At 45.2% G+C, this 24240-nt stretch carries 21 protein-coding genes and 1 tRNA gene; 13 read left to right on the top strand and 9 right to left on the bottom strand.

Features of this window, described 5'->3' with window-relative positions; genetic code table 11:
* Window positions 1–42: 42 nt before the first annotated feature.
* Together ABD960_RS11420 and ABD960_RS11415 are read right to left on the bottom strand one after the other, a co-directional pair.
* Window positions 43–1509, bottom strand: a complete 1467-nt coding sequence (locus ABD960_RS11420) for an OmpP1/FadL family transporter (protein WP_345331284.1) — start codon at window positions 1507–1509, stop codon at window positions 43–45.
* Between the two features lie 36 nt (window positions 1510–1545).
* Window positions 1546–2451: a hypothetical protein gene (locus ABD960_RS11415; RefSeq protein WP_345331283.1), complete on the bottom strand. Its 906-nt coding sequence runs from the start codon at window positions 2449–2451 to the stop codon at window positions 1546–1548.
* A 104-nt stretch (window positions 2452–2555) separates the two neighbouring features.
* Here ABD960_RS11415 and proS point away from each other — a divergent pair, with 104 nt between their 5' ends.
* Complete coding sequence (gene proS / locus ABD960_RS11410; RefSeq protein ID WP_345331282.1) at window positions 2556–4028, top strand: proline--tRNA ligase; 1473 nt, start codon at window positions 2556–2558, stop codon at window positions 4026–4028.
* Window positions 4029–4085: 57 nt separating this feature from the next.
* Here the strand turns inward: proS and ABD960_RS11405 are convergent, their stop codons facing one another.
* A complete protein-coding gene (locus ABD960_RS11405; protein ID WP_345331281.1) occupies window positions 4086–5144 on the bottom strand; it encodes an endonuclease/exonuclease/phosphatase family protein in 1059 nt (352 codons plus the stop codon).
* 111 nt (window positions 5145–5255) lie between these two features.
* Between ABD960_RS11405 and ABD960_RS11400 the strand changes: the two genes are divergently transcribed.
* A complete protein-coding gene (locus ABD960_RS11400; RefSeq protein WP_345331280.1) occupies window positions 5256–5774 on the top strand; it encodes a hypothetical protein in 519 nt (172 codons plus the stop codon).
* A 109-nt stretch (window positions 5775–5883) separates the two neighbouring features.
* Here the strand turns inward: ABD960_RS11400 and ABD960_RS11395 are convergent, their stop codons facing one another.
* Together ABD960_RS11395 and ABD960_RS11390 are read right to left on the bottom strand one after the other, a co-directional pair.
* Window positions 5884–6366, bottom strand: coding sequence for an NADH-quinone oxidoreductase subunit B (locus ABD960_RS11395; protein WP_194102738.1), 483 nt, complete (start codon window positions 6364–6366; stop codon window positions 5884–5886).
* Window positions 6356–6979 carry an NADH-quinone oxidoreductase subunit A gene (locus tag ABD960_RS11390; RefSeq protein ID WP_345331279.1) on the bottom strand — a complete coding sequence of 208 codons (624 nt, stop codon included), beginning with the start codon at window positions 6977–6979 and terminating at the stop codon, window positions 6356–6358. Before ABD960_RS11390 ends, ABD960_RS11395 begins: the two co-directional genes overlap by 11 nt.
* Here ABD960_RS11390 and ABD960_RS11385 point away from each other — a divergent pair.
* From ABD960_RS11385 to ABD960_RS11355, 7 genes are all read left to right on the top strand, one after another.
* Entirely contained in the window at window positions 6978–8192 is a 1215-nt protein-coding gene (locus tag ABD960_RS11385; RefSeq protein ID WP_345331278.1) for a BaiN/RdsA family NAD(P)/FAD-dependent oxidoreductase, read from the top strand. The two genes, ABD960_RS11390 and ABD960_RS11385, sit on opposite strands and share 2 nt — an antisense overlap.
* A 66-nt stretch (window positions 8193–8258) precedes the next feature.
* Entirely contained in the window at window positions 8259–9032 is a 774-nt protein-coding gene (gene kdsA / locus ABD960_RS11380) for a 3-deoxy-8-phosphooctulonate synthase (RefSeq protein WP_345331277.1), read from the top strand.
* Window positions 9033–9105: 73 nt separating this feature from the next.
* A complete protein-coding gene (locus tag ABD960_RS11375) occupies window positions 9106–10041 on the top strand; it encodes a KpsF/GutQ family sugar-phosphate isomerase (RefSeq protein ID WP_345331276.1) in 936 nt (311 codons plus the stop codon).
* Between the two features lie 83 nt (window positions 10042–10124).
* Window positions 10125–11453 (top strand): nucleotide sugar dehydrogenase, encoded by a 1329-nt coding sequence (locus tag ABD960_RS11370; RefSeq protein ID WP_345331275.1) that lies wholly within the window; start codon window positions 10125–10127, stop codon window positions 11451–11453.
* Between the two features lie 264 nt (window positions 11454–11717).
* Window positions 11718–13121, top strand: coding sequence for an undecaprenyl-phosphate glucose phosphotransferase (locus ABD960_RS11365; RefSeq protein WP_345331274.1), 1404 nt, complete (start codon window positions 11718–11720; stop codon window positions 13119–13121).
* 110 nt (window positions 13122–13231) lie between these two features.
* Window positions 13232–13313, top strand: a tRNA-Leu gene (locus ABD960_RS11360).
* A gap of 115 nt (window positions 13314–13428) precedes the next feature.
* Window positions 13429–13902 carry a hypothetical protein gene (locus ABD960_RS11355; protein WP_345331273.1) on the top strand — a complete coding sequence of 158 codons (474 nt, stop codon included), beginning with the start codon at window positions 13429–13431 and terminating at the stop codon, window positions 13900–13902.
* 25 nt (window positions 13903–13927) lie between these two features.
* On the opposite strand, the gene ABD960_RS11350 is transcribed toward ABD960_RS11355, so the two are convergent.
* The 3 genes from ABD960_RS11350 to ligD are packed head-to-tail and all read right to left on the bottom strand — an operon-like array spanning window position 13928 to window position 17861.
* Window positions 13928–14686 (bottom strand): DUF72 domain-containing protein, encoded by a 759-nt coding sequence (locus ABD960_RS11350; protein WP_345331272.1) that lies wholly within the window; start codon window positions 14684–14686, stop codon window positions 13928–13930.
* A complete protein-coding gene (locus ABD960_RS11345) occupies window positions 14686–15123 on the bottom strand; it encodes a hypothetical protein (protein ID WP_345331271.1) in 438 nt (145 codons plus the stop codon). Before ABD960_RS11345 ends, ABD960_RS11350 begins: the two co-directional genes overlap by 1 nt.
* A 2-nt stretch (window positions 15124–15125) precedes the next feature.
* Window positions 15126–17861: a DNA ligase D gene (gene ligD / locus ABD960_RS11340; RefSeq protein ID WP_345331270.1), complete on the bottom strand. Its 2736-nt coding sequence runs from the start codon at window positions 17859–17861 to the stop codon at window positions 15126–15128.
* 217 nt (window positions 17862–18078) lie between these two features.
* Between ligD and ABD960_RS11335 the strand changes: the two genes are divergently transcribed.
* Window positions 18079–20052 carry a tetratricopeptide repeat-containing sensor histidine kinase gene (locus ABD960_RS11335; RefSeq protein ID WP_345331269.1) on the top strand — a complete coding sequence of 658 codons (1974 nt, stop codon included), beginning with the start codon at window positions 18079–18081 and terminating at the stop codon, window positions 20050–20052.
* Here the strand turns inward: ABD960_RS11335 and ABD960_RS11330 are convergent, their stop codons facing one another.
* Complete coding sequence (locus ABD960_RS11330; protein ID WP_345331268.1) at window positions 20053–21627, bottom strand: Na+/H+ antiporter; 1575 nt, start codon at window positions 21625–21627, stop codon at window positions 20053–20055.
* Window positions 21628–21799: 172 nt separating this feature from the next.
* On the opposite strand from ABD960_RS11330, the gene ABD960_RS11325 reads away from it, so the two are divergent.
* From ABD960_RS11325 to ABD960_RS11315, 3 genes are all read left to right on the top strand, one after another.
* Window positions 21800–23161 (top strand): M28 family metallopeptidase, encoded by a 1362-nt coding sequence (locus ABD960_RS11325; RefSeq protein WP_345331267.1) that lies wholly within the window; start codon window positions 21800–21802, stop codon window positions 23159–23161.
* Window positions 23162–23266: 105 nt separating this feature from the next.
* Window positions 23267–23608 (top strand): HopJ type III effector protein, encoded by a 342-nt coding sequence (locus ABD960_RS11320; RefSeq protein ID WP_345331266.1) that lies wholly within the window; start codon window positions 23267–23269, stop codon window positions 23606–23608.
* A gap of 36 nt (window positions 23609–23644) precedes the next feature.
* Complete coding sequence (locus tag ABD960_RS11315) at window positions 23645–24229, top strand: Crp/Fnr family transcriptional regulator (RefSeq protein WP_345332811.1); 585 nt, start codon at window positions 23645–23647, stop codon at window positions 24227–24229.
* Window positions 24230–24240: the final 11 nt, after the last annotated feature.

Genomic DNA, 24240 nt, shown 5'->3' with positions numbered 1-24240 from the left:
AAAATTCTGTTAACTCCCAAATTTCGAAAATTCAGGTTCAGATCAGAATCTGTAACTTACTGTCAGATACAAATTATCGTTTGTGCGGTTTATAGTAGCTGACGGACTTGCGTCACCTACCTCATAGGGGAAAACTGTGTTTGAGCCGGTGCTATGCAGATAAGTAGCATCAATAGAGTAATGGCCCGAACGGAAGCCTAAACCACCTGATGCGGTTTTAATATTGCTGCCATTATCTTTCATCGGGTTGCCAAAAATGTTGTAACCACCACGTAAATAAGCAAACTTACCTAAACGCGCTTCGGCACCAAAACGGGTATTGATAGCACCTTTATAGAAGGTGCGAATGTTCGGGTTATCTTCATATTCAGCATCATAGCTATCATTACTCATCAGCTTCGCGGAGCTGTAATCAACGTACTCCACATCGCCGGTTATAAAACCATAGTTTTTAAAGAAGTAAGCAATACCGCCAGCTACTTTCAATGGCGTGCGCAGGTCATAATTCAAAGTATAAACCTCTGAGTTACGATAGCTCTTGTCGCCGCTTATATCGGTGGCCAAAGTTTCTCGGTAAGTGTCTTCCATATTATACCAGGTAGGCGAGGTAAAGTTAAAGCCTAAACGTAGCGCCTCAACGGGTTTATAGATCATACCCAATTTAATATTGGCGCCCGTACCCCGCGTGGCCTGATCCTGCATGAAAGCCGATTGAAAGCCTCGCGTTACGTCTGTATTGTTTTCTAATAACGAAACATCACCGCTTTCAGAAAATACTTGTGTAGAATTATAGTTTATAGTAGCGATACCTAAACTTGCACCTATGTAAAACTTGTTGCTGTTGTTTGCGCCAAGGGCAAGGTTAAATTCCGATTGTCCGCCGGTGCGGGTAATCACGTTGCGCTGTATTGCATCCGTATTACCATTGATGATAACGTTGCTGCCATAAGCGTTGCCATAAACGTCAATCAATTTATGTGCAAAGGCCCAATCCGCCAATAAATCTGTACCGCTGTTATTTGCTCTGTCAGCATAATAATCACTTATCGAACTTGACCCATTGTTGCCACCGTAAGTGGTATTATCATAAAAATTATTAGTGCGGCTATACCCTAAACCGAAGTTAAGACTTAACCAACCCTCTGTTTTTTTCGCTCCGCGTGCAGTACTCAGCTGAGAGTAAAAAACGGCCGCCGCGTTATTCAGGTTGCCATTGTTCTTACTATCGTTAGTGGTATTGCCGAGGTAATCACTTTTTGATTTGAACATGTTGAACTCCGGCGTCACGCTGATCTCAGACCTTGTAAAAAAACCCAGGCCGGCCGGGTTGCCACTAACTGAAGTAAGGTCGCCACCTACGGCAACGTTGGCATTACCTATTGCCTTTATACGAGCGGTTGAACCGGGTTGTGTGGTTGAAAACCTCAGCGCATCCTGAGAATATTGGGCAAAGCTACTTTTGGCGATGGCTACCATAGCCATCGCACTTAGTATATGTTTGAATTTCATTTGTTAATATAGGTTAACGTGATAATTGGATGAATATTAGTTGCGTGAAGGACGGCCGCCACCACCACCGCCACGTGAGCCACCACCTGACGAACCGCCACCAAAGCTTGATGGAGATGAAGACGGACGCGAAGTTGGTTGCGGCTGATATGATGGTTGCGCCTCGCGTGTAGGCCTTGTTACACGGCTATCGCCGCTCACATCTCGGCCTGCGCCATTACTACCTCGGCCTGTGTATGATCCGTTTGCGCCGGTGCCGCTAAGCCTGTTCGGGCGGTTTGGATAATAAGCTGCGCCATTGTTGTTACCCATACTGTTACGGCCGGCTGTTAAACCACTGCGCGGATTGCCTGAACCTCTGATAGGACGGGCATTGCCTGATGAACGGTACGCAGAGTATACGCCCCAGTAAGGTGAACCACCCCAACCGGTGCCCCAGTAAGAATAACCTAACCCACCGTAACCAAGTCCGTAGCCATAACCACCATAACCCCAGGGCGAGTAACCCCATGGAGAATAACCATAGCCGCCCCAGCCGTAACCTACGCCTAAACCCCAGCCGCCATATCCGTAACCTAAACCAAGGCCCCAGCCGCTGCCGTAACCTGGTCCGTAAGGGCCATAGCCATAGTACAAATTATCGTAATAACCGAACGGCGAAAAATAACCGAAGCGGTTTATGCGCGATGAATAATCATCGTAGTAATAATACTCATCATCAGTTGTGTAGTAATCATCCTCGTAGCCGTCGCTGCCCACACCCGGATCCTCGTTGCGGTAAACGGGGCGTGCCGCGTAAACCGGTGCGTCACCTGCTTTGGCCTGGGTATGATACACATCGTCATCGCCAAAACTCTGGTTGGAAGCCAGTTTGGTGGTTGAGCATGAACTCAGTGCTGCAGCGCCGAGTAATGCAATTCCTATGGTAATATGAAGTTTCATGTATATGTTTGGTAAAAAGTTCGAACTCGGATAAATTTTAAATGTATAAATTTGGCGGCGTTATATATTAATCTAACGGTCAAATTTCATTCCACAAATATAAAATGAGCAAAGGCATTATTAGTAAAGACGAAGATTATTCGCAATGGTTTAATGAGTTAGTAATAAAAGCTGACATGGCTGAATATTCGCCCGTGCGCGGCTGCATGATCATCAAGCCTTACGGCTATTCGATATGGGAAAAGATGCAGGCCGTGCTCGATAAAATGTTTAAAGATACCGGTCACAGCAATGCTTACTTTCCGCTTTTAATACCAAAATCATTCTTCTCCAAAGAGGCGAGCCACGTTGAAGGCTTCGCTAAAGAATGCGCGGTTGTAACTCATTATCGCCTGAAAAACGACGAGAACGGGCAAATTATTGTGGACGAGGAAGCAAAACTGGAGGAAGAGCTGATCATCCGCCCGACATCCGAAACCATTATCTGGAATACCTATAAAGGTTGGATACAATCGTACCGCGACCTGCCCATACTGGTTAACCAGTGGGCCAACGTAATGCGTTGGGAAATGCGCACCCGTATGTTTTTACGTACCAGTGAGTTTTTATGGCAGGAAGGCCATACTGCGCATGCTACGGCTGAAGAAGCTGTTGCCGAAACCGAACAAATGTTGGATGTGTATGCTGACTTTGCCGAAAACTGGCTGGCCCTACCTGTAGTGCGTGGCCGTAAAACGGCCAATGAGCGTTTTGCAGGCGCGTTAGATACTTATTGTATTGAGGCTTTAATGCAGGATGGTAAGGCTTTGCAGGCCGGTACCTCGCATTTTTTAGGGCAAAATTTTGCCAAGGCATTTGATGTGAAGTTTGCTAATAAAGAGGGCAAGCTTGATTATGTTTGGGCTACTTCATGGGGCGTATCAACCCGTTTAATCGGTGCTTTAATCATGGCGCACTCAGATGATGCCGGCCTGGTATTGCCACCGAAACTGGCACCGATACAAGTAGTTATTGTGCCGATTTATAAGCATGATGAAGAGCTGGAAAACATCAGCGCGTATGTTAAAACCTTAACGACTGAATTAAAGGCAAAAGGCATCTCCGTTAAGTTTGATAACCGGGATACGCAGCGCCCCGGCTTCAAGTTTGCTGAGTACGAATTAAAAGGTGTGCCGGTGCGTGTGGCCATTGGTAGCCGCGATATGCAGAACGGCACTGTGGAGCTTGCCCGACGCGATACCAAAACCAAAGAAACCGTACAACAGGAAGGTTTGGCCAACGTGATTGAAGGATTACTGGATGAAATACAGAGCAACATTTATAGCAAGGCCTATAACTTCCGTGAAGAAAATACTACCGAGGTGGATACTTACGAGGAGTTTAAGCGTTTACTGGATGAAAAACCGGGTTTTCTATCGGCACATTGGGATGGCACACCCGAAACGGAGCAACGTATCAAGGATGAAACTAAAGCTACCATTCGCTGCATCCCTTTGAATAATAAGCAGGAAGAAGGTAAATGTATACTGACCGGCAAGCCATCAACCCAAAGAGTATTATTTGCCAGGGCATATTAATACCTGCCTGATAATATAAAACGGGGTTAAGTGATATTCACTTAACCCCGTTTCTGTTTAGTCCTTTTCTACTTCCTTTTCCAGTATTTCTTTAGCTTCTTCAATGTCTTCGTGGTCGGCATCGGGGCCATCTTGAACACGTTCAAGACGCTTGTTAAATATCAGGTGGGTAAATATCGGGTAATGGTCTGATCCGTTGTAGGGCAGGCGGCGCATTTGTACCAAGCCAAACTCGGCCGAACAAAAAATATAATCAAGCGGAAAACGCAAAAACCAGTGCTTGGCCGAAAAGGTACTGTAAAAGCCGCGGCCTTTACGCACATCAAGCAGATCGCTCACCTTGCTGAAAAGAGTAGTGGTATAGCTCCAAGCCACGTCGTTCAGGTCGCCAAAAACCAGAATGGGTAATTCGCAATCACGGGCCTTTAAAGCGATCTTCATCAACTCTTTATCCTTGGCGGTAGAATATAGGCTTTCGCCCGGTACCGGCGGCTCAGGATGCAAGCCCCACAGCTGTACCTTTACGCCGGATGGCAGATGAATTATAGCTTCTATAGAAGGAATGTCGTTTTTTATGAGATAGTTAACCTTTCCATCGCTCAGCGGAAAGCGGCTGTAAAAAAGTAGTCCGTAAGTGTTATCCAGCGGTGCCTTGAGCATATGCGGGTAGTCCGCTTCGAGTTGCTGTACGCCCGCTTCCCATTTGTCGTCTGTTTCCAGCAGGAATATCACGTCCGGATCGGCGCTTTTAATCTGTTCAAGCAGGCGCTGATATTGTGTATTGTCCTGAAATACATTGGCAGATAGTACTTTAATTTCGTTTTTTTCATCGCGGCTTTTTATTCCGCGCACTTCTTTAGGGGCGAAAACAGTGTAGTTATATATTTTAAATATCAGGTATATGATTGCTGCGCATAATGCCGCGAGGGCATAAATATTTATCTGCCGGGTAAAAGAATAAAGTATACCCCAGCCAATAAATACTGCTACACAAATAATAAATTTTTGGAAACGTGGATATTCCAATGAGCGAAACACCCAGTAGCTATGTTTAATGAGCGGCAAGAAAACAAGAAATACAAGCAGAAAACTTGTGATGGTTAAAGCTAAATACATATTGTGGGTTCAAGGTACTATGCCTAAACCGGCATTTCACTTATTAAATTACTGCTATTAAATGTTATAACGGTAAAGTTGTTTTAATTTTTTATGTTTGATAACCTTATTATGAAAAAATACAACCTTATCCTAAAAATTATCTCGTGGCTGCAAATAGTAGGCGGTATAACAGGCTTGCTGATGCTTGCCTATTTGCTTAGCGGAACAGGTGCGATTAATGGACCAATACTGCTGATATTTACAACAGGCTTATCACTGTTCATCTTCTCAATCGTTTCAGGCGCAAAGCTTCTTCATGGTGCAAAGTATGGCGTGTTATTTACTATCATAAATCAAATATTGCAACTTGTACATTGGAAGATGCTTGGTTACGGGTTTGCTTATAGTTCAGGCGTACAACTGGCGCTTGGCTTTAATGAAGGTAGCTTGAAATTTAATTTAGGGTTGATACAATCGAATTTTTCAATGGCGATTAAATCAAATGAAGGGTTTACCTTTCAACTAAATATAGCAGCTCTAATAGTATTAGTTCTTGTTATTGAATGTGTACGCCGACAAAAAAATCAACAACAAAAAGAAGAGAATACAACTATTTTTGATGAGCCGGCTACCGAGGAGAAACTTTAATCAATGAATAAAAGATGCATTTTTGCTGTTTTTTGAACGCCATATGAAAAGCTAATAATACTAAGTAATAAAAATAGCAAAGCCTGGTAATGAGTATCCAAAAACTCCATCATATCCTAACCAATTGCTCAGTTTCAATCTTTTTCTGTAGTTCTAATATAGCGCCTATCAATGCTTCGGGGCGTGGTGGGCAGCCTTGTACGTAAACATCAACGGGTATAACACGGTCAACACCTTTTACTACGTGATAACCGTGCTGCCAGTAAGGGCCGCCGCAGTTGGAGCATGATCCCATGGAGATAACATATTTAGGATCGGGCATCTGCTCGTAAAGGCGTTTAATGCGCTCGGCCATTTTAAAGGTAACGGTTCCCGCGATGATAATTACATCTGCCTGGCGTGCTGATGGACGAGGAAATACGCCAAACCTGTCCAGATCGTACGTTGATGCCATGGAGCCCATCATCTCGATAGCGCAGCAGGCAATACCAAAACTCAATGGCCAAAGGGATGACATACGCGCCCAGTTGAGCAGGTCGTTCATTTTGGTTACTACTAAACCACCACTTTCGTTCGTTAAATCAGGCGTCATTTCCGGGCTTTTTAAAAGTTGGTTTAAACATAGGTTTGCGTACAGGAGCTTCGGCATTAGCCACGGCAGCGGTCGGTGCAGCAACAACTGTCGGTTCGGCGGCTATAGCTTCGATACTAAAGGGCTTTACCTGGTAAACACTTTGCTCAAGGTTTATTTTTTCGTACAAAGCGGCAGGAATGTTTACACCGCTGCTTGGCAGGGTAACCTTGGGTTTTATCCATTCCAGGTCGCCTTTGCGCCAAACGTACACCAGGCCCAATATCAGTATGCCTAAAAATATGAACATCTCAGCTAAGGCGAACCATCCCCAGCGGCTATCAGCGGCTATCAGTTCATGATTGCCGAATACCGTAGCCCAGGGAAAAACGAACACCATCTCTACATCAAACAGCAAAAAAATGAGGGCAATAACATAAAAGCGGGAGTTAAAGGGCAGCCATGCGCTGCCGGTTGGTTCCTCGCCGCACTCGTATGAGGATAGCTTTAAATCGTTAGGGTTTTGCCTTGACAGTAGCTTGTTCAAAAAAAAGGTTAAGCCAACGGCTAAAAAACCGACAATTAAAAATATCATTATCTTGCCAAATTCGGATATTTGCGAAACCTCGTGCATGACAGCAAATTTAATAAAACAAACAGATTTTGACGCTATAATAATTGGAGCGGGCGCCTGCGGACTCATGTGTGCCGTACAAGCCGGCTTTTTAGGTAAGCGTGTATTGATATTGGAAAAGAACGACCGTCCCGGTGCTAAGATACTCATCAGCGGTGGCGGCAGGTGTAATTATACCAACCTGTACGCTTCGGCCCAACAGTTTATATCGCAAAACCCGCACTTCTGCAAATCGGCCTTCGCGCAGTGGACAGTAGATGATACCATCAGTTTTTTTGAGGCTTACGGCATCAGCGGAAAAGAAAAAACATTGGGTCAGCTATTCCCGGAGACGGATAAAGCGCGTGATGTAGTGAATATATTTGCCAACCTTTGTGCTGATTTGGGTCAGCAAATCTACTATTATGCCACGGTGAAAAGTATTGAACAAACCGATAATGGCTTTGAGATTGTATACGAACAGCACATGCGCGAGCAAAAAATATCCGCGCCCAAAGTAGTTATGGCTTCGGGCGGCTTGCCAGTTGTTAAGCTGGGCGCTACAGATATTGGGATGCGCGTAGCACGCAAATTCGGTATGGCAGTTGTTGATACAGCGCCCGCGCTGGTACCATTAACTATTACCGGTAAGGATCAGCCCTGGTACGAGAAACTATCAGGCAACAGTATTTTTTGCCGGGTGTGGAATGATGAGGCAAGTTTTGAGGAGAATATCCTGTTTACCCATTGGGGGTTGAGCGGCCCTGCTATATTGCAAATATCATCGTACTGGAAACCCGGTGAGTTTATTTATATCGATTTGCTGCCCACCCAAAATTTAACCGAACTGATACAGCAGGAGCGAACCATCAACGGTAAAAAGACTTTGCTGGCCTTACTTTCCGGATTGTTTACCCGCAAGTTTGCCGATGCGCTTGCCGATAGGCTGCCGGTGCAAAAAAATCTGGCATCGTTAAGCAAGGCAGATGTTGATGTGATAGAAAGCCTGATACATAATTTCAAAGTGAAACCGGCAGGAGATAAGGGGTACGATAAGGCCGAGGTGATGCGCGGAGGGGTGTCAACCGATGAACTATCATCCAAAACACTGGAAGCTAAAAAGGTGCGCGGCCTATATTTTGGCGGCGAGTGTGTTGATGTAACCGGTTGGCTGGGTGGCTATAATTTTCAGTGGGCATGGGCAAGCGGTTTTGTTATAGCACAGGCACTGTAAGCCAAATTGTCATAAATTTATAATTGGCTCGAATTTTAGCATCTTTGCTGATATTAATATAGCATTATGTTGTTTGAACAAATACGGCAAAAGCCATTCTTTATATTAGGTCCCTGCGTTATGGAGAGCCAGGAACTGCTATACACCGTTGCCGAAAAAGTTGCCGAAGTAGGGCAAAAATTTAATGTGCCGGTAATATTCAAATCATCGTTTGATAAGGCTAACCGTACATCTATCCACTCATACCGTGGTCCGGGTTTAGAGAAGGGTTTAGAGATGCTGAATAATGTAAAGGAGCGCTTTGGCTTACCCATATTGACCGATATACACGAAAGCCACCAGGCAGCAGTAGTGGGCGAGGTGGTTGATGTGTTGCAGATACCAGCCTTTTTATGCCGCCAAACCGATCTGTTGGTTGCTGCCGCGCAAACCGGTAAAATTGTGAACGTTAAAAAAGCGCAGTTTCTTTCAGGGGCGGATATGTTTTATCCGGCCCAAAAGGTAATTGAGGCCGGTAATAACCAAGTGATATTGACCGAGCGTGGTAACATGTACGGCTACAATAACCTGGCAGTTGATTTTAGGAATATCTATGATATGAAAGCTTTTGGCCACCCCGTTTGTATGGATTGTACCCACTCGGTACAGCGCCCGGGTGGTGCAGGCGGCAAAACCGGCGGCGACCGTACCTTTGTACCCATGATGGCCCTTGCCTCTAAAGCATTTGGCGCTGACGGTTACTTTATGGAAGTACACCCCGACCCCGACAATGCTCTAAGCGACGGCCCCAATATGCTCAAACTCCACGACCTGGAAAAAGTAATAGCAACACTGGTGTAATTTAGAGTAAATACAAATCGCAAAGCAAAATTCTGTCAATTCTCTAATTCTGAGAATTCAGGTTCAGAATAAAATGAAAAATATCGCCAAAAGAGTATTTGATATCGAAATAGAATCGCTTACGCATGTAGCCGGTTTGCTTGATGACGCTTTTGACGCGGCTATTACTACCATACTCGGCAGCAGTGGCAAAACCATTGTTACCGGCATAGGTAAATCAGGCCTTATCGGTAAAAAAATAGCGGCAACGCTGGCCAGCACCGGTACGCCAAGTTTTTATATGCACCCGGCTGAGGCCTTTCATGGCGATCTGGGGATGATCAGCGAGCATGATGTGGTGTTGCTGATCTCGTACTCCGGCGAGTCAGACGAGGTGCTGAAACTCATCCCATTTCTTAAATGGCACAACAATATTATTATCGGTATTACGGGTAATCCGGCATCAACCATTGCTAAAAATAGCCATCATCACCTTAACGTGAAAATAACCCGCGAGGCTTGTCCGCTTGAACTGGCGCCAACCTCATCTACCACAGCTATGCTGGTAATGGGCGATGCCCTGGCAATAGCGCTGATGGAGGCACGCAATTTTAAACATGAGGATTTTGCCCGTTTTCATCCGGGGGGGAGCCTGGGGCGTAAGTTATTAACAAAGGTAAAAGACGTTATGCGGACGGATAACCTGCCTTATATCGATAAAAATGCGTCCTTTACCGATTTGCTGATGCGCATGTCGGCCGGACGTTTGGGTATGGTAATGGTAGGCAACAGTGCGGGTATTCAGGGTATTGTTACCGATGGCGATCTGCGCCGTGCGCTGTTGAAGAATAGTGACACCACTGCCTTGAGGATAGCGGATATCATGACCACGTCGCCCATCATCATCGGTAGTGACGAACTGATGAGCAATGCCGAGCAGTTGATGATCGATAAAAAAATTACCACCCTTTTGGTAGGTAACGCCGAGGAGCGCACCGTTGAGGGTGTTTACCAAATCTACAATCAGTAAAAACAAAATACAGGCTGCCTGTATTTATGCATAATTGACTTATTCAACCTGAATGCTGTTGTCGCAGTGTGTTTATTTATAAAATGACAGATACCGTTAGTCCATCATCCGTATTTATATCGCCTCAAAAGGTTCAGATAGCAATTATTGGTCTTGGTTATGTAGGCTTGCCGTTAGCGGTGGAGTTCGCTAAAAAATATCAGGTTTGGGGTTTTGATATCAGTGCCGGGCGTATTGGCGAATTACTTGAAGGGTATGATCGTACTTTGGAGATTGCGGAAGAAGATTTAAAAGCCGTATTAAACAGAAGGGATGATGATACGGGCCTGCAACTAACCTCGAACGCTGAGGATATAAAAAGCTGTAATGTTTACATCGTATCGGTACCTACACCAACCGACAAGCATAACCGCCCCGACTTAAGCCTGATAGAAAAAGCCAGCGAAACCGTTGCCCGCGTATTTACTGATGGTGATGTGGTAATCTATGAGTCAACCGTTTACCCAGGAGTAACTGAAGAGGTATGCGTGCCGATATTGGAGCGCGTTTCGGGATTGAAATTTAACCAGGGCTTTTTTGCAGGCTATTCGCCTGAGCGTATTAATCCGGGTGATAAGGTGCACACACTTACCAACATCCTTAAGATAACATCGGGTTCTACCCCTGAGGTGGCTGGTTTTATTGATGATTTGTACCGCAGCATCATCACGGCAGGCACACATAAGGCGCCGAGTATTAAAGTTGCCGAAGCCAGCAAGGTGATAGAAAATGCCCAGCGCGATATCAATATCGCCTTTGTGAACGAGCTATCAAAAATATTTAATTTGTTAGGGATAGATAGCAATGATGTGCTTGAAGCGGCCGGTACCAAATGGAACTTTTTGAAATTCAAACCCGGGCTGGTAGGGGGGCACTGTACCGGAGTTGACCCATATTACCTCGCGCAAAAAGCCCAGGAAGTAGGTTATCATCCCGAAATAATATTAGCCGGCCGCAGGCTTAATGATGGCATGGGTACCTATGTAGCCTTAGAGGTTATCAAGCTGATGGTAAAAAACAGCATACCGGTAAAGAAAGCCGAGGTGCTGGTGTTAGGCTTTACCTTTAAAGAGAACTGCCCCGATGTGCGTAATACCCGGGTTATTGACATTGTAAAGGTACTCGATGAGTTTGAGACTAATTACGTTGTGTACGATCCATGGGTTAACCCTGCCGAGGTTGCAGCGGAGTACGGTATTACTACAATTGCCGATAAGCAAGCGCTTGATAAAAAATACGACGCTGTTATTGTTGCCGTAGCGCACGATGAATTCTTGAAGCTTGACTATAATCTCTTAAAAAGAGATCAGAATGCTGTGATTTATGATTTAAAAGGACTGCTCAACAGAAATATAATCAATGGCAGGTTGTAGCGGGTGCGCGTTCACCATTTTAATATTTATAAAATATTTATATTTAATATTAAATTAATTTCAGGTGTTGCTTAATGTATAGATATTTGAATATTAATTAATTCGCGTACCGTTAATGAAAAGGTTAATTTGTGTGATTTTATTAGCAGGGGAATTTAATTTTCTTAATTTTGTTGGTGTCAGGGCTGAAAATTCATAATATTAAGGTTTAAATTTTAAAAACTTAATAATTTTTAGCTGTCTAATTTACAGTTATTCGTTTCTATGATCCATAGGTATACTACTTTTATTAAAGCTATCAACCTAACTATCGATTACATCATATTGAATTTAAGTATGGTGATCGCTTATTTGATAGAAGATAAATCATACATCTCCTGGATCAGTAATAAAAACTACCTGCCTATTGTATTGGTTTTTAACCTGATATGGTTGCTTTCTGCAAATATTACCGGGCTTTATGAGCATGTGTTGAATAAGGATTCCATCCGTACCTATCGCGGATTAATAAAGACTTATTTTTTATTTGTAAGCTTTATTTGTTTTACCATTATCATACTCATCGGCACCAAGGCATACTTCATCACCCGCGAGTATTTGTTTTATTCGCTTGCATTATTCGGGTTTCTGTTAGGTTTTTGGAAACTGATTTTCTTAAGCATTCGCCGAAGCGACCGGGCGTTGTTGCTTGATTCGCGAAGTGCCATCATAATAGGTGCGGGGCGTATTGGTAACGACCTGGCTAACTTCTTCAACACCAACCCAAGCCGTGGCTATCGTGTGGTAGGCTTTTTTGATGATAACCCCGCCAAACTACGCAATGAGGAACTTTATCTCGGTAACACTAACGATAGCATCAGCTACGCAATAAGTAACCGTGTAGACGAAATATTCTGTACGCTGCCCAGTACCGAGGCCAAAAAAATAGAACGGTTAATGCTTGAGGCTGATAAAAACCTGATCCGTTTTAAATTTATACCCGATTATTATGATTACGGTATAAAGCCAACGCTCATACAAAGTTTCGGGCACATACCGGTTATTTCTATCAGGCCCGAGCCGCTTGAAAATATCCTGAACCGTGCTATAAAACGGTTTTTTGATATCGGTTTTTCGCTGTTTATCATCTTATTTGTATTTAGCTGGCTGTTCCCGATTTTGGCTATCATTATTAAAATGCAATCAAAAGGACCGGTGTTTTTTGTTCAGGCGCGTTCAGGTCGTGATAATAAGTCGTTCAACTGCTACAAATTCCGCAGTATGAAGGTTAATAACGATTCGGATAAAAAGCAGGCCACTAAGGACGACGACCGCGTAACCAAGATAGGCAAGTTTATGCGCAAGACCAGCTTGGACGAGTTGCCGCAATTTTTTAACGTGCTGATTGGCAATATGTCGGTTGTAGGGCCGCGCCCGCACATGCTTAAGCATACCGAAGAATATTCTGCATTGATTGACCGTTTTATGGTGCGCCACTTTTTAAAGCCTGGTATTACCGGCTGGGCACAGGTACGCGGACTGCGCGGTGAAACTAAAACCACCGAGGACATGATGGCGCGCGTTGAAGCGGATGTATGGTACCTGGAAAACTGGTCGTTCCTGCTGGATATGAAGATCATATTCCTGACATTTTGGAACGCAGTACGCGGCGAAGAGAATGCCTACTAATCATACAAAAAAAATAATTGCAAGAGGATTAGCTACTTACCTTGAAAGTTTAAATTCTATTTTAATAATAAGTAAATAAAGCTATCTTTGCAGCCTGTAAAAATCCTAATGCGGAAGTGGCGTAATTGGTAGCCGCACCAGACTTAGGATCTGGCGCCGCGAGGCGTGGGGGTTCGAGTCCCTTCTTCCGCACAAACAGACATAAAAGCAGCCCGATAAAGGCTGCTTTTCTTGTTTTAGCGCTATTTTATATTATCACGCTGAAAATATCGGTACTTTAAAGCATCTTATTTATTATTTTTGAAAAATGACCGATCTGAACGAATATGAATGTGAGATGCTGGATGTTATGCTGGAATCATTCGGCGTTCCGGATAGCTTAACACGTCGGCAAATATTAAGTCTTTTCGACCAAGACGAGGCCGCTGCCTTTGCCATGGTACAGGCCTTGATACGCGAAGATCTGGTGGTAGTATCAGGCAGCCATGGTGAGTTTGAGTTGCCCGAGAAACTCATACTAAAACCCAAAGGCGAAAAGTTTTTGAAGGAGGGTGGCTTTACTCGTCGCTACCATTTAGAGCAGCAACGCCCTAACGAAGTGGGCGGCACGCTTGCCAAACTACAGCAGCAAAACATGCGCCTGCAAAACGAGAAGCTGGCCAATCAATCCCAGGTAATTGATCTGAACCGAAAGGTACAATCGCTTAAGATCAGTTTATACGTTTGCCTGGCGCTGATCATCATCGCGTTTTTAATAGGCTATGTTGTAGGTAACAAATAATTTTCGGATATAAACCCCTCATTTGCTATCCGTCAGCAAGCACCATGTTGCGCAGTGTAATCAAATTGTTTACCGCGTCTCCAACGGTATTGTTAAAGTAAGCGTATACTGATTTGCCATCATCAAGCCATTCATTAACATAGGAAGCATATTCGGCTAAATAATCATCCGTATAACTCCCCCGGTATCCACCATCAGGCCCATGAAAACGCAGGTAAACGAAATCAGTATCAGGTTCCTGTAAAGGAGTAGCCGATGCAGGCAGATCATGCAATACTAATGTAGCATTAAAGTCGCTGAGCAATTGATACACGCGGTCGGTATACCATGATTTATGACGAAATTCAACGGCCGTTCTCCAGTCATTACCGCTGTTTCTTAAAACGCTTAGCAAATATTGCACCCGGTGAATATGGTTTACCTGTAGCGATGGCGGAAATTGAATTAGCAAACATGCCCGTTTATCGCCGGCCTGCTTTATTATCTCAAGAAAACGCACTACATCAGCAGGATCAAATTCCAGACCTTTATTGTGGGTTATCCGCTTCCATAGCTTGTACGTAAAGCGAAAGTTATCCGGCACATCGTCCGCCCATTTTTTTACGGTTGAAGGCATGGGCAACCTGTAAAACGTGCTGTTTACTTCAACGGTGTTGAACAAGCTGGCATAATAACACAAGCGACTTCTATCCTTAAACTCATCCGGAAACTGTAGCTTGTTCTTCACCGGCAACTCCACATTGCTGGTGCCCGCATAAAACCGGGTAAGCTCTTCGGGCAGCATTATTTCCGCAGCGCTTTTATGGTTAACGCGGTAACTATGCCACCAAACAGATAGTAAGCAACCGTCATACCTGTTGTTTTGGATGTTTTAGTTACCGGTGTGTCACTTAATCCTATTTTTTCAGGTAGCGTCACGGCTCCTAAGCCCGCCGCGAGCCCCAATGCCGCCCCACGTGCAAGCAGGTGTTTCCTTTTGCCTAAGCCTATGGTGCTATAGTAAAGTGCATTACTGATTAAATCGCCGCCCAGGGCTGCTGCATACAGCTTATCGCCACTTAGCGGTTGCCCACCTGCTGCTTTAATAGTTTTGTTCACTCCCTCTTCGCCAACTAGATCAACACGTGGCGCGTTATGGTCAATTCGTTTCAGGGTTTCGTGCAATATATTGAGGGCCACTGCACCGGCAAGGCCGCCTATCATATTTTTAATTACGTTCATGATTATTTGAATATGCTTTGTGCTTTTTTTAGTGTTTTTTCCAGATCAATGCCTTTACCTAAAGCGCCTTTAAACAGGTCGCCGGTTTCTTTAAGCCGGTCCTTGGCGTTATTAATATGAAAATCGCGCATGGTTAGTCCGGGCTTCACTTCATCCCAGCTAAGCGGCATAGATACGGTGGCGCCAGGCTTTGGCCGTAACGAGTAGGGGCAGGCTATGGTTGCTCCGGGCCTGTTCTGCAAAAAGTCGAGATACATTTTACCCTTTCGCTTGCTAATCATGCGTTCCAAACTGGTGTAATCAGGTATCTGCTCATGCACCTGCTGAACAATCAGCTTGGCAAACATTTGTGTCTGGTCATAATCATACTTGGCACCCATAGGTATGTATATGTGTATACCTGTTGATCCCGATGTTTTAGGGAACGATGGTACGCCGATCGCGTCCAGCACTTTGTGTACTTCCTGCGCCGCTTCTATCACCTGGTCAAACGTGTTTTTGTCCGGGTCAAGGTCAATCACGCAATAATCAGGATTGTCCGGTGATTGCGCGCGGCTAAACCATGGGTTCATCTCTATACAACCCAGTGAGGCCATCCACAGCAGGTATGATTCATCCGACCCGACCAGGTATTCCTTATGCTCGCCATCGCTGGTGGTATAAGGGAAGGTTTTGGTAATCCATTCGGGCGCCTTGCCCTTTACGTCCTTTTGATAAAAACTTTTGCCATGAATACCATTAGGGAAACGGTTGAGTGACATCGGCCTGTCAACCAGGTAAGGCAAAATATATTCTGCTACGCGGTAGTAGTAGTTAAACATATCGCGCTTGGTGATGCTGTCTTCCGGCCAATATACTTTACTCAGGTGGGTAAACTTAATATCGTGCCCGCAAATTTTGCGCACCTGGGTTTCATCTTTTGGATTGAGCAGCGTTTTGCGGTGCTTATCCTTAGGCGGTTTTATGGCTTGATGCGATTTTTTTGGTTCGGCATCTGTTTCCTCAACGGTATCCTGGGTGTCCTGCGGGGTTTCCAGCGTTACATCTTTCGCCTTTTTATCAACACGCATGCCTTTAAATGATGCCTGCCTGAAAACGCCGTCGCTGGTTACTTCGGCAAAGTTGATCTCGCAAACTAATTCGGGCTTTAACCAAGTTGGTTTGGCGCCCATACGCTGCGGCCTGAAACGCGATGGTTTATCCACATCCGGCTCTACATCAAACGGAACTTTGTCTGTTATCAGCGGCTTAAACTGCTCCATCATCTCTTTTTGCAGCTTGTCTGAAAAACCGGTGCCTACCTTGCCGGCGTAGCGTAGTGTCTTGCCATCGTAAACGCCTAAAATCAGTGCACTGAAAGCTTTGGATGTACCCGCATTTTTAGTGAAGCCGGCTATAACCACTTCCTGGCGGCGCTGTACTTTTATCTTGAGCCATTCTTTCGAGCGAAGGTCGGACGTGTAAACGCTGCTGGCTTTTTTGGCAATGATACCCTCGAGGCCGATCTTCTCTGCCGCCTCAAAAAACTCAACACCGTTAGCGGCGAATGATTTACTCTGGCGGATGCGGTCGTCATCAGTTGGGATAACGGATTGCAGGATAGCCAGGCGCTGATCTAATGCTAATTGAGTTAAATCTTTTCCTTCATACCAAAGTATATCAAACACGTAATACACCAGGTTACCATCAGCTTCGCTGCGCCAGTTTTGCAGCGCGCCAAAGTCGGATGTGCCTTTATCATTTAAAACCACAATCTCACCGTCAATTACAGCATTGATTTTCCAATCCTCTAGTAACTTGTTGATCGGATAATATTTATCAAACGGAATATTGTTGCGCGATATCAGTTCCGCGCTATCCTTATCAATCACCGCAATGGCTCGGTAGCCGTCCCATTTTACCTCGTATAGCCAGTCAGCGTCGTCAAAAGGTTCATCAACCAGGGTAGCCTTCATAGGCTTAATTTTGACTGGCGCTTTTAATTTGGGGGCTGATTTTAACAAGTCGTCAACGTTAAGGTCAGGTTTTTCGCTTTCCTGAGTTTCCTTTTCCAGCTTATCGTCGGCCATGGCCGGTTGCCGTTTTTTGGCTGCCGGTTTTTTAGCTGTCTTCTTCGGCTTTTCTACATCTTCTTCGTGCCCGTTTTGCCAAACCTTTTCGCTGGTTTTTTCCATCATAGCGATGGTTTTGTTGGACAGGACTGATTTATCAAGCTTAGTGACATCTTTCTTTGAAGCGAATTCATCCTTATGCTTAATAAGCAGCCAACCGTTTTCGCCCATGCCGTGCGTTTTTACCAGCGCGAACTCACCCTGTAGTTTTTCGCCATGCAAGCGTATTTTCAACGAGCCTTCCTTTAACTGTTTCAGCAGATGCTTCTCCTGGGCTTTTTTACCTTTGATTTCTTCAATAGGTTCGTAAGTTCCTTCGTCCCATACAATAACAGTACCGCCGCCGTATTCGCCTTTGGGTATAACACCTTCAAAGTTACGGTAATCGAAAGGGTGGTCTTCAACCATCATAGCCAGCCTTTTGTTCTGCGGATCGGTTGACGGGCCTTTGGGCACCGCCCAACTTTTAAGTACACCATCCATCTCCAGCCTGAAATCATAATGCAGGCGGCTGGCATCATGCTTTTGTATCACAAACATCAGGTGATCTTTATCCATGCTGCGGCCGGCTTTCGGCTCTGAGGTTTTGCTGAAGTTCCTTTTCTTCTCGTACTCCTTAAGGCTCATAATTTCTACCTTTAATTGAATATTTTTATCAACAATTAAAATGGCGGCGGGTTTGACCTTTCCAATAAACACTTTATGCTATGGCAACTATTATGTGCAGATGAAGGGTTAAACTGCTTTATGGTGCAGTACGATTTATGCGGTACTATGTAACGATGTAATGGCGTTAATTTAAAATAAGGCTAAATGCGTATTTTTGAACACGTTTTCCTGATTAATGCAAGCAATTGGTGCTATACGGTATTTATTGACCCGGTGGATTGGCCTGGCCATGTTGGTTATCATAACCACTACGGCTTTTGCCGGCAACACTCCGAAAACCGTGGAGGACTACGAGAAGCTTGTAATTCAATACAGGTTTTCAGTACCTGATTCAGGTGTTTTTTACGCCAAAAAAGGGCTTGAGCTAAGCCGACGACTACGCAATAAAAAAGGCGAGGCAGTGATGCTTACCCATTGGGGTATTATTGATGAGAACCAGGGCCGTTTCTCAGCCGCGCGGCAGAAATATCTGAAAGCCATTCATCTATATGAGCAAATTAAAAATGGTGACGGTATTGCCGGCGAGATAATCAGGTTAGGCGTAGTAGAGATGCGCCAAGGCAGCTTTGATAAGGCCACGGGTTACTTTTTCAGGGCTCTGCGTATGCACGAGAAAAACAATAACAGGCCCGGAATTATGGAAGCCAACATCACGCTGGCCGAGGCCTACATGGGCCAGTCAGAGTACGACATTGCATTAAGCTATCTGAAAACAGCCGAATCGATCTCGAAAACGCTACCGCTTAGCGGCCTTACGCTTTATATCTATAATAATTACGGTGTAGTTTATACGGCAACAGGTGAGATAAAAAAGGCCATTAACTATTATGAAAAAGGTATTGCGCTAAGCAACGTGCCGCAATATGCAGGACTAAACGTAACGTTGCTTAATGGCCTCGGCATGGCTTACGCTAAGGCAGGCAATACGGCAAAGGCGGCAGAAATACAGCTCACCTCTTTAGAGCGGGCGAGGCGGATAAAAAACTACCTGCGCGAACTGCAAACGCTTAACGGGCTGGCCGATACTTACAAGCTTCAGGATGCTGATAAAGCGTTATCATACTTAAAACAGGCTGTTACCCTGGCTTATCAAAAAAAGGCGAGCAAGATAGCGATTGAAACCTTGCAGCGTATGGCCGCCATATACCAGCAACAAGGCAATTACAAAGCCGCGTTTGAAGTGAACAGGCGTGAACGCGCGTTAAGCGACAGCCTTTTTAATTTGGCCCGGGCTACTGAAATTGCCAACCTGCAATCCAGCTATGATCTGCAGAAAAGCCAGTCAAGCGTGGAAAAATTAAAATACGTAAATAATGAGCAGCGCTCTCAGCAACGTGTAACAATCTTTATAGCGATTGCCGTAGTTGCCATACTGGTAATTGTAATTATTTTTTATGCCCGTATACGTGCCTATAACAAACAATTGCAGCAACTGAACGCCGACCTGGTAGCCAGTAACCAGAGTAAAGATAAATTATTCTCCGTTTTAGGGCACGATCTGCGCGCGCCGCTGGCTACGTTAAAGAATTTTTTGTCGTTGCTTGAGGATGATGATCTCACTGCGTCGGAACGTAAACAGGTGGTTACTGAATTACAGCATAATTGCGATTCATCGTTGGATGTGCTGAACAAATTGCTGCGCTGGGGGCAATTGCAGCTGAAAGGCAAGCAGGTAAACGCGGTTAGTTTTGATCCGGCTGAGATTGTGGCGCAGAACCTGCGCCTGTTTAAAAACGCTGCTGCCGAAAAACAGATCATCATCAACACAAAAATCGCGCAGGATATTACCTTATATGGCGATGCGGATCATTTCGATTTTATCATCCGTAACCTGCTTTCAAACGCTATAAAATTTACCGGAACAGGCGGTTACATTATGGTTGGCTGTTTAGCCGGTGCCGAAGAAGGCGAACTGGATTTTTATGTTAAGGATAACGGCGTTGGTATGCCCGCTGAACAGGCCGCGCAGGTTTTTAAACGCTTGAATGCCAGTCAGCGCGGCACACACGGCGAAAAGGGGACCGGCCTTGGTTTAATGCTTTCATATGAGTTTGTACTGGCAAACAACGGAAATATTAAAGTAAGCAGTGAGCCTGGCAAAGGCACAAGCTTCACGTTTACTTTCGGGCACTCGCTTGGAATGTTATAGTTACAGATACTTCAGCTTCTCTTCTTCCAGATCCAGAAACAACAAATGCTTGCGTATCACTTCCTCGGTAATGGCAAAAGTTTCGAGGTTGCGTTTTATGAGCCAGTTGCGCTGCTGTTCAAGTATCTCGCTGTACACATCTTTGGTTTCGTCGGGCATATCGGCGGTGGCCGGTTCATCGCTGTTTAACCGCCACTTTTGAGCCATTTGCTGCAGTACCGGGTGATCGTGCAGACCTTCAGGATATTTCTTCTCGAGATGATTCAGCGCAAGCTTATTTAACTGCCTGCGTAGCTTGGCGTACATCTTTTCTTCGGGCAGCTTTTCATCCGGGTCGGTAAGCCCCATTTTGCGGATCAGCAAAGGCAATGTAAGGCCTTGCAACAGCAGAGTGGTAAGTATAACGATGAATGTGATGAATAAAATGAGATTGCGCTGTGGAAAAAGCACATTATCGCTCAAGTGTGTAGGTATGGACAAAGCCGCCGCCAACGATACCACACCGCGCATACCTGCCCAACCCAGTATGAACGGCGTGCGAAAGCCGGGATGCCGGTCGTCTGCCACCGTAATAAAGTTACGGGCTATAAGCGTTACAAAAACTGCCCCATAAGCAGCAATGATGCGGGTAATTATCAGTACGCCGGTAACCAGCAGGCCATAACCGATAGCGGCTTTCATACTCACGTTCCCTAATTCAGCGGTAATTTGCGGCAAGTCGAGCCCGATAAGTAAAAACACCAGGCCATTGAGCAAAAAGCTCAGGCTTTCCCATACGTTAATACTCCGCAAACGGGCGGTGCTGCTTAAAAAATTATGCCGGCGGTATGACAGGAACAAACTGGCCGCCACTACGGCAAGCACACCCGAGCTGTGCACTTCTTCGGCACAGATATATATCGCATAGGGCGTTACCAGCGTGAGTATAATATCCATATTGGCATCGGTGGGTAAAAGTTTATGCACCTGCATAACCAGGTAGCCTATTACGATACCGGTCATAATTCCGCCAATAACCATCCACACAAATGATAGCGCGGCCTCATGCCATACAAGCTGCCCGGTGCCTACTGCTATAAACGCGAAACGGAATATAATAAGCGATGAAGCATCATTTAGCAGGCTTTCGCCTTCTAATATAGAGGTTAGCCGCTTAGGTGCTTTTACGAATTTCAGTATGGCAGCGGTACTCACGGCATCAGGCGGCGATACGATGCCACCTAACAGTAAGCCAAGCGCAAGCGTAAAACCCGGTATCCAGTAGTTAGCAACCAGCGCCACCGAAAACGCGGTGAAAAATACCACCACAAAAGCAAAGCTGCTCACAATACGCCGCCAGCGCCATAGCTCTTTCCACGAGGTTTGCCAGCCGGCCTCGTAAAGCAGCGGCGGCAGGAAGATGACGAAAATCAGCTCCGAATCGATATGCACCTGCGGAATGCCCGGTATAACACTCAGCGCCAACCCGGCTAACACCAGCAGAACCGGGTAGGCTACCTTGATGCGGTTGGCCAGCATAACAATTAAAACAATGGCTACGGCAAGCGATAGATAGAACGGAAAACTGTCTAACATAAAAAATGAAAAAGCAGGTTAGTTGATGTATAAAGGTAATCTACTTTTTTAAAATCGGATACATGGTGGTATTTAAACGCATTAACGCTGTACTGCAACTAAAAAGATACATGGCGTTATAGTGTTATTATTGATATACCATCCTTATTTTTAACAGATACATTTTTACACGATGAAGAAATGCTTACTTATTGTAATTGCCGCCTGTACGGTAAACCGTATGTATGCCCAGTCGCCGGTGATCATTCAACGCGATGCCGAGATCGCCTCGATGGTTTCGGAGGTATCTGCAGATTCCATGAAGAATAACATAGTCCGGCTGGTAAGTTTCGGCACGCGTAATACACTTAGCAGCACTACAAACCCTCAACGGGGAATTGGCGCCGCGCGGAACTGGATATTGAGCAGGTTTAAAAGTTTTACTGCCGCATCCGGTGGAAGGTTTACGGTCGCGTTTGATACAAGCACTTACAAACCTGATGGCAAACGTATTGACAGCACGGTAGTGCTCACCAATGTAGTTGGCGCGTTAAAAGGTACCGACCCGAACGACCATCGCATCTTCGTTATTAGCGGGCATATGGATAACATGCGGAGCAGCGTGATGGATCGCACAGGTATAGCACCCGGCGCAAATGATGATGGCAGCGGTACAGCCGCCGTTATGGAATGTGCCCGGATTATGAGTAGGCACAAATTTCCGGCTACGATAATTTTTGTGGCTGTTTGCGGAGAGGAGCAGGGCTTGCTGGGCGCCGGCTTTATGGCTGCCAATGCCAAACGCAACAAGTGGCACATAGAGGCCGTGCTGAACAACGACATAATGGGCAGCAATAACAGTAACGAAACCAATATCATCAATAATACGCGCGTTCGCGTTTTTAGTGAGGGATTGCCTGCGTTTGAACTGAACGAGCAAAAAGCAGCGGCCATACGCGCCATGGGGTTGGAGAACGACGGCCCATCGCGGCAATTGGCCCGTTATGTGAAGGAAGTTGGAGAACGGTATGTAGATAACCTGGAGGTGGTAATGATATACCGGCCCGACCGTTTTTTGCGCGGCGGCGATCACCTGCCTTACCAGCAACAGGGATATGCTGCCGTACGCATAACCGAAATGAACGAGAATTTTAACCACCAGCATCAGGATGTACGGGTAGAGAATGGCGTGCAGTATGGGGATTTGCCAGAGTTTATGGATTATGAGTACCTGCGAAAAAATACCGCCATGAACCTGAGTAACCTGGCTAACCTGGCCAAATCGCCGCAGGCACCGCAGGACGTTAATATAGCGGTTGTGGCGCTCAGTAATTCTACCGAGCTTAGCTGGAGGGCGCCAGCCGGCAAGGTAGCCGGTTACTATATACTGATGCGCGAAACAACCAGCCCGGTATGGCAAAAAAAGATATTCACTGCCGATACTAAAATTAAGTTGCCTTACTCAAAGGACAATTATTTTTTTGCCGTACAATCTGTAAGCGCTGCAGGTAACGAGGGCTTGCCTGTTGTGCCGACGGTAAGCCGTAAACGATAATTGATACGATTATTAAATTCAAGGTGAGCGTAACGTAATGATATTGTAGTTTTGCGAAGAAGATACATCAGCTACTTGATTAGCTGCCTCGATACAATTTATATAATGAAAGATCAACTGGATACACTTTTGCTTAAAGCAAAACAAAATACCCTCGCCTTTAGCGAGGTGCTCGAATTGATAGAAAAGTACTATCAGCACACACCAACAGCATTTAAAAACGGTGATGTGTATAACGAAGCTTCACAAAATCAGGGTAGTGCCAGGGTTTTTGGTTTTGCACAATTGAACCAGCTAAGCGCTGAGAACACGCTGCTTTTATTTGCAGAGCACTATCGCGCTGTTTTAGCCGACCCTGAGGGCAATGCGCATCAAAACATCAGGCAGTTTATGGCACATGGCTGGAATGGTATCGCGTTTGAAGGCGAGCCTCTTGCCGAAAAGTAATACAACAGCTGCTTAATTTTATAACGATTGGATACCATGATTTCCGGCTTTAAAGAATACATGAATGCGCACGCCATCACGTTTACCGACGATGAGATGGAGAGGATAATCGGTGCAGCAACCATCACTACATTAAAAAAGAAGCAGTTTTTACTACAGGCAGGCGATGTGTGTCGTTATAAGATTTTTGTGTTGGCAGGCTTTTTAAGGATGTATGGCATTGGCGCTGATGGCGAGGAGCATATCATGCAGTTTTCGCCGGCTATGAGCTGGACAACGGATGGCGAAAGTTATAACAACCGTATACCATCCAATTACAATATTGAAGCACTTGAAGAAAGCCGTGTAATGCTATGGACCAAGGATAGCTTCGAAGAATTAGTGAAAGCCATACCTTCACTTAAACGGTATTCTGATAAGCTGATCACCCAATACCTTAACCTGAGCCGTAACCGGCTTTACAAAACCATTAGTGCCACGCCCGAAGAAAAATACGAAGACTTTTTAAAAAACTATCCGGGCATCCTCAATAAGGTGCCGTTGCGCATGGCGGCATCCTATATCGGCGTATCCCTTAAAACGCTTAGCCGCATACGGCAGGCACAATTACAGCGTGTTTAAAATAACGTCAA

It is taken from the genome of Mucilaginibacter defluvii (assembly GCF_039543225.1).
GTDB classification, from domain to species: domain Bacteria; phylum Bacteroidota; class Bacteroidia; order Sphingobacteriales; family Sphingobacteriaceae; genus Mucilaginibacter; species Mucilaginibacter defluvii.
The sequence above is the reverse complement of the archived record's forward strand: the minus strand, read 5'-3'. Positions and strand labels throughout refer to the sequence as shown.

Coding starts and splice junctions, on each gene's coding strand:
- proS (WP_345331282.1), top strand. CDS start 2,556: ATGAGCAAAGGCATTATTAGTAAAGACGAAGATTATTCGCAATGGTTT.
- ABD960_RS11405 (WP_345331281.1), bottom strand. CDS start 5,144: ATGTATTTAGCTTTAACCATCACAAGTTTTCTGCTTGTATTTCTTGTT.
- ABD960_RS11330 (WP_345331268.1), bottom strand. CDS start 21,627: ATGTTAGACAGTTTTCCGTTCTATCTATCGCTTGCCGTAGCCATTGTT.
- ABD960_RS11365 (WP_345331274.1), top strand. CDS start 11,718: ATGATCCATAGGTATACTACTTTTATTAAAGCTATCAACCTAACTATC.
- ABD960_RS11345 (WP_345331271.1), bottom strand. CDS start 15,123: ATGAACGTAATTAAAAATATGATAGGCGGCCTTGCCGGTGCAGTGGCC.
- ABD960_RS11315 (WP_345332811.1), top strand. CDS start 23,645: ATGATTTCCGGCTTTAAAGAATACATGAATGCGCACGCCATCACGTTT.
- ABD960_RS11420 (WP_345331284.1), bottom strand. CDS start 1,509: ATGAAATTCAAACATATACTAAGTGCGATGGCTATGGTAGCCATCGCC.
- ABD960_RS11370 (WP_345331275.1), top strand. CDS start 10,125: ATGACAGATACCGTTAGTCCATCATCCGTATTTATATCGCCTCAAAAG.
- ABD960_RS11320 (WP_345331266.1), top strand. CDS start 23,267: ATGAAAGATCAACTGGATACACTTTTGCTTAAAGCAAAACAAAATACC.
- ABD960_RS11355 (WP_345331273.1), top strand. CDS start 13,429: ATGACCGATCTGAACGAATATGAATGTGAGATGCTGGATGTTATGCTG.
- ABD960_RS11400 (WP_345331280.1), top strand. CDS start 5,256: ATGAAAAAATACAACCTTATCCTAAAAATTATCTCGTGGCTGCAAATA.
- ABD960_RS11395 (WP_194102738.1), bottom strand. CDS start 6,366: ATGACGCCTGATTTAACGAACGAAAGTGGTGGTTTAGTAGTAACCAAA.
- ABD960_RS11375 (WP_345331276.1), top strand. CDS start 9,106: ATGAAAAATATCGCCAAAAGAGTATTTGATATCGAAATAGAATCGCTT.
- ABD960_RS11335 (WP_345331269.1), top strand. CDS start 18,079: ATGCAAGCAATTGGTGCTATACGGTATTTATTGACCCGGTGGATTGGC.
- ABD960_RS11415 (WP_345331283.1), bottom strand. CDS start 2,451: ATGAAACTTCATATTACCATAGGAATTGCATTACTCGGCGCTGCAGCA.
- ABD960_RS11325 (WP_345331267.1), top strand. CDS start 21,800: ATGAAGAAATGCTTACTTATTGTAATTGCCGCCTGTACGGTAAACCGT.
- ABD960_RS11350 (WP_345331272.1), bottom strand. CDS start 14,686: ATGCTGCCCGAAGAGCTTACCCGGTTTTATGCGGGCACCAGCAATGTG.
- ligD (WP_345331270.1), bottom strand. CDS start 17,861: ATGAGCCTTAAGGAGTACGAGAAGAAAAGGAACTTCAGCAAAACCTCA.
- ABD960_RS11390 (WP_345331279.1), bottom strand. CDS start 6,979: ATGCACGAGGTTTCGCAAATATCCGAATTTGGCAAGATAATGATATTT.
- ABD960_RS11385 (WP_345331278.1), top strand. CDS start 6,978: ATGACAGCAAATTTAATAAAACAAACAGATTTTGACGCTATAATAATT.
- kdsA (WP_345331277.1), top strand. CDS start 8,259: ATGTTGTTTGAACAAATACGGCAAAAGCCATTCTTTATATTAGGTCCC.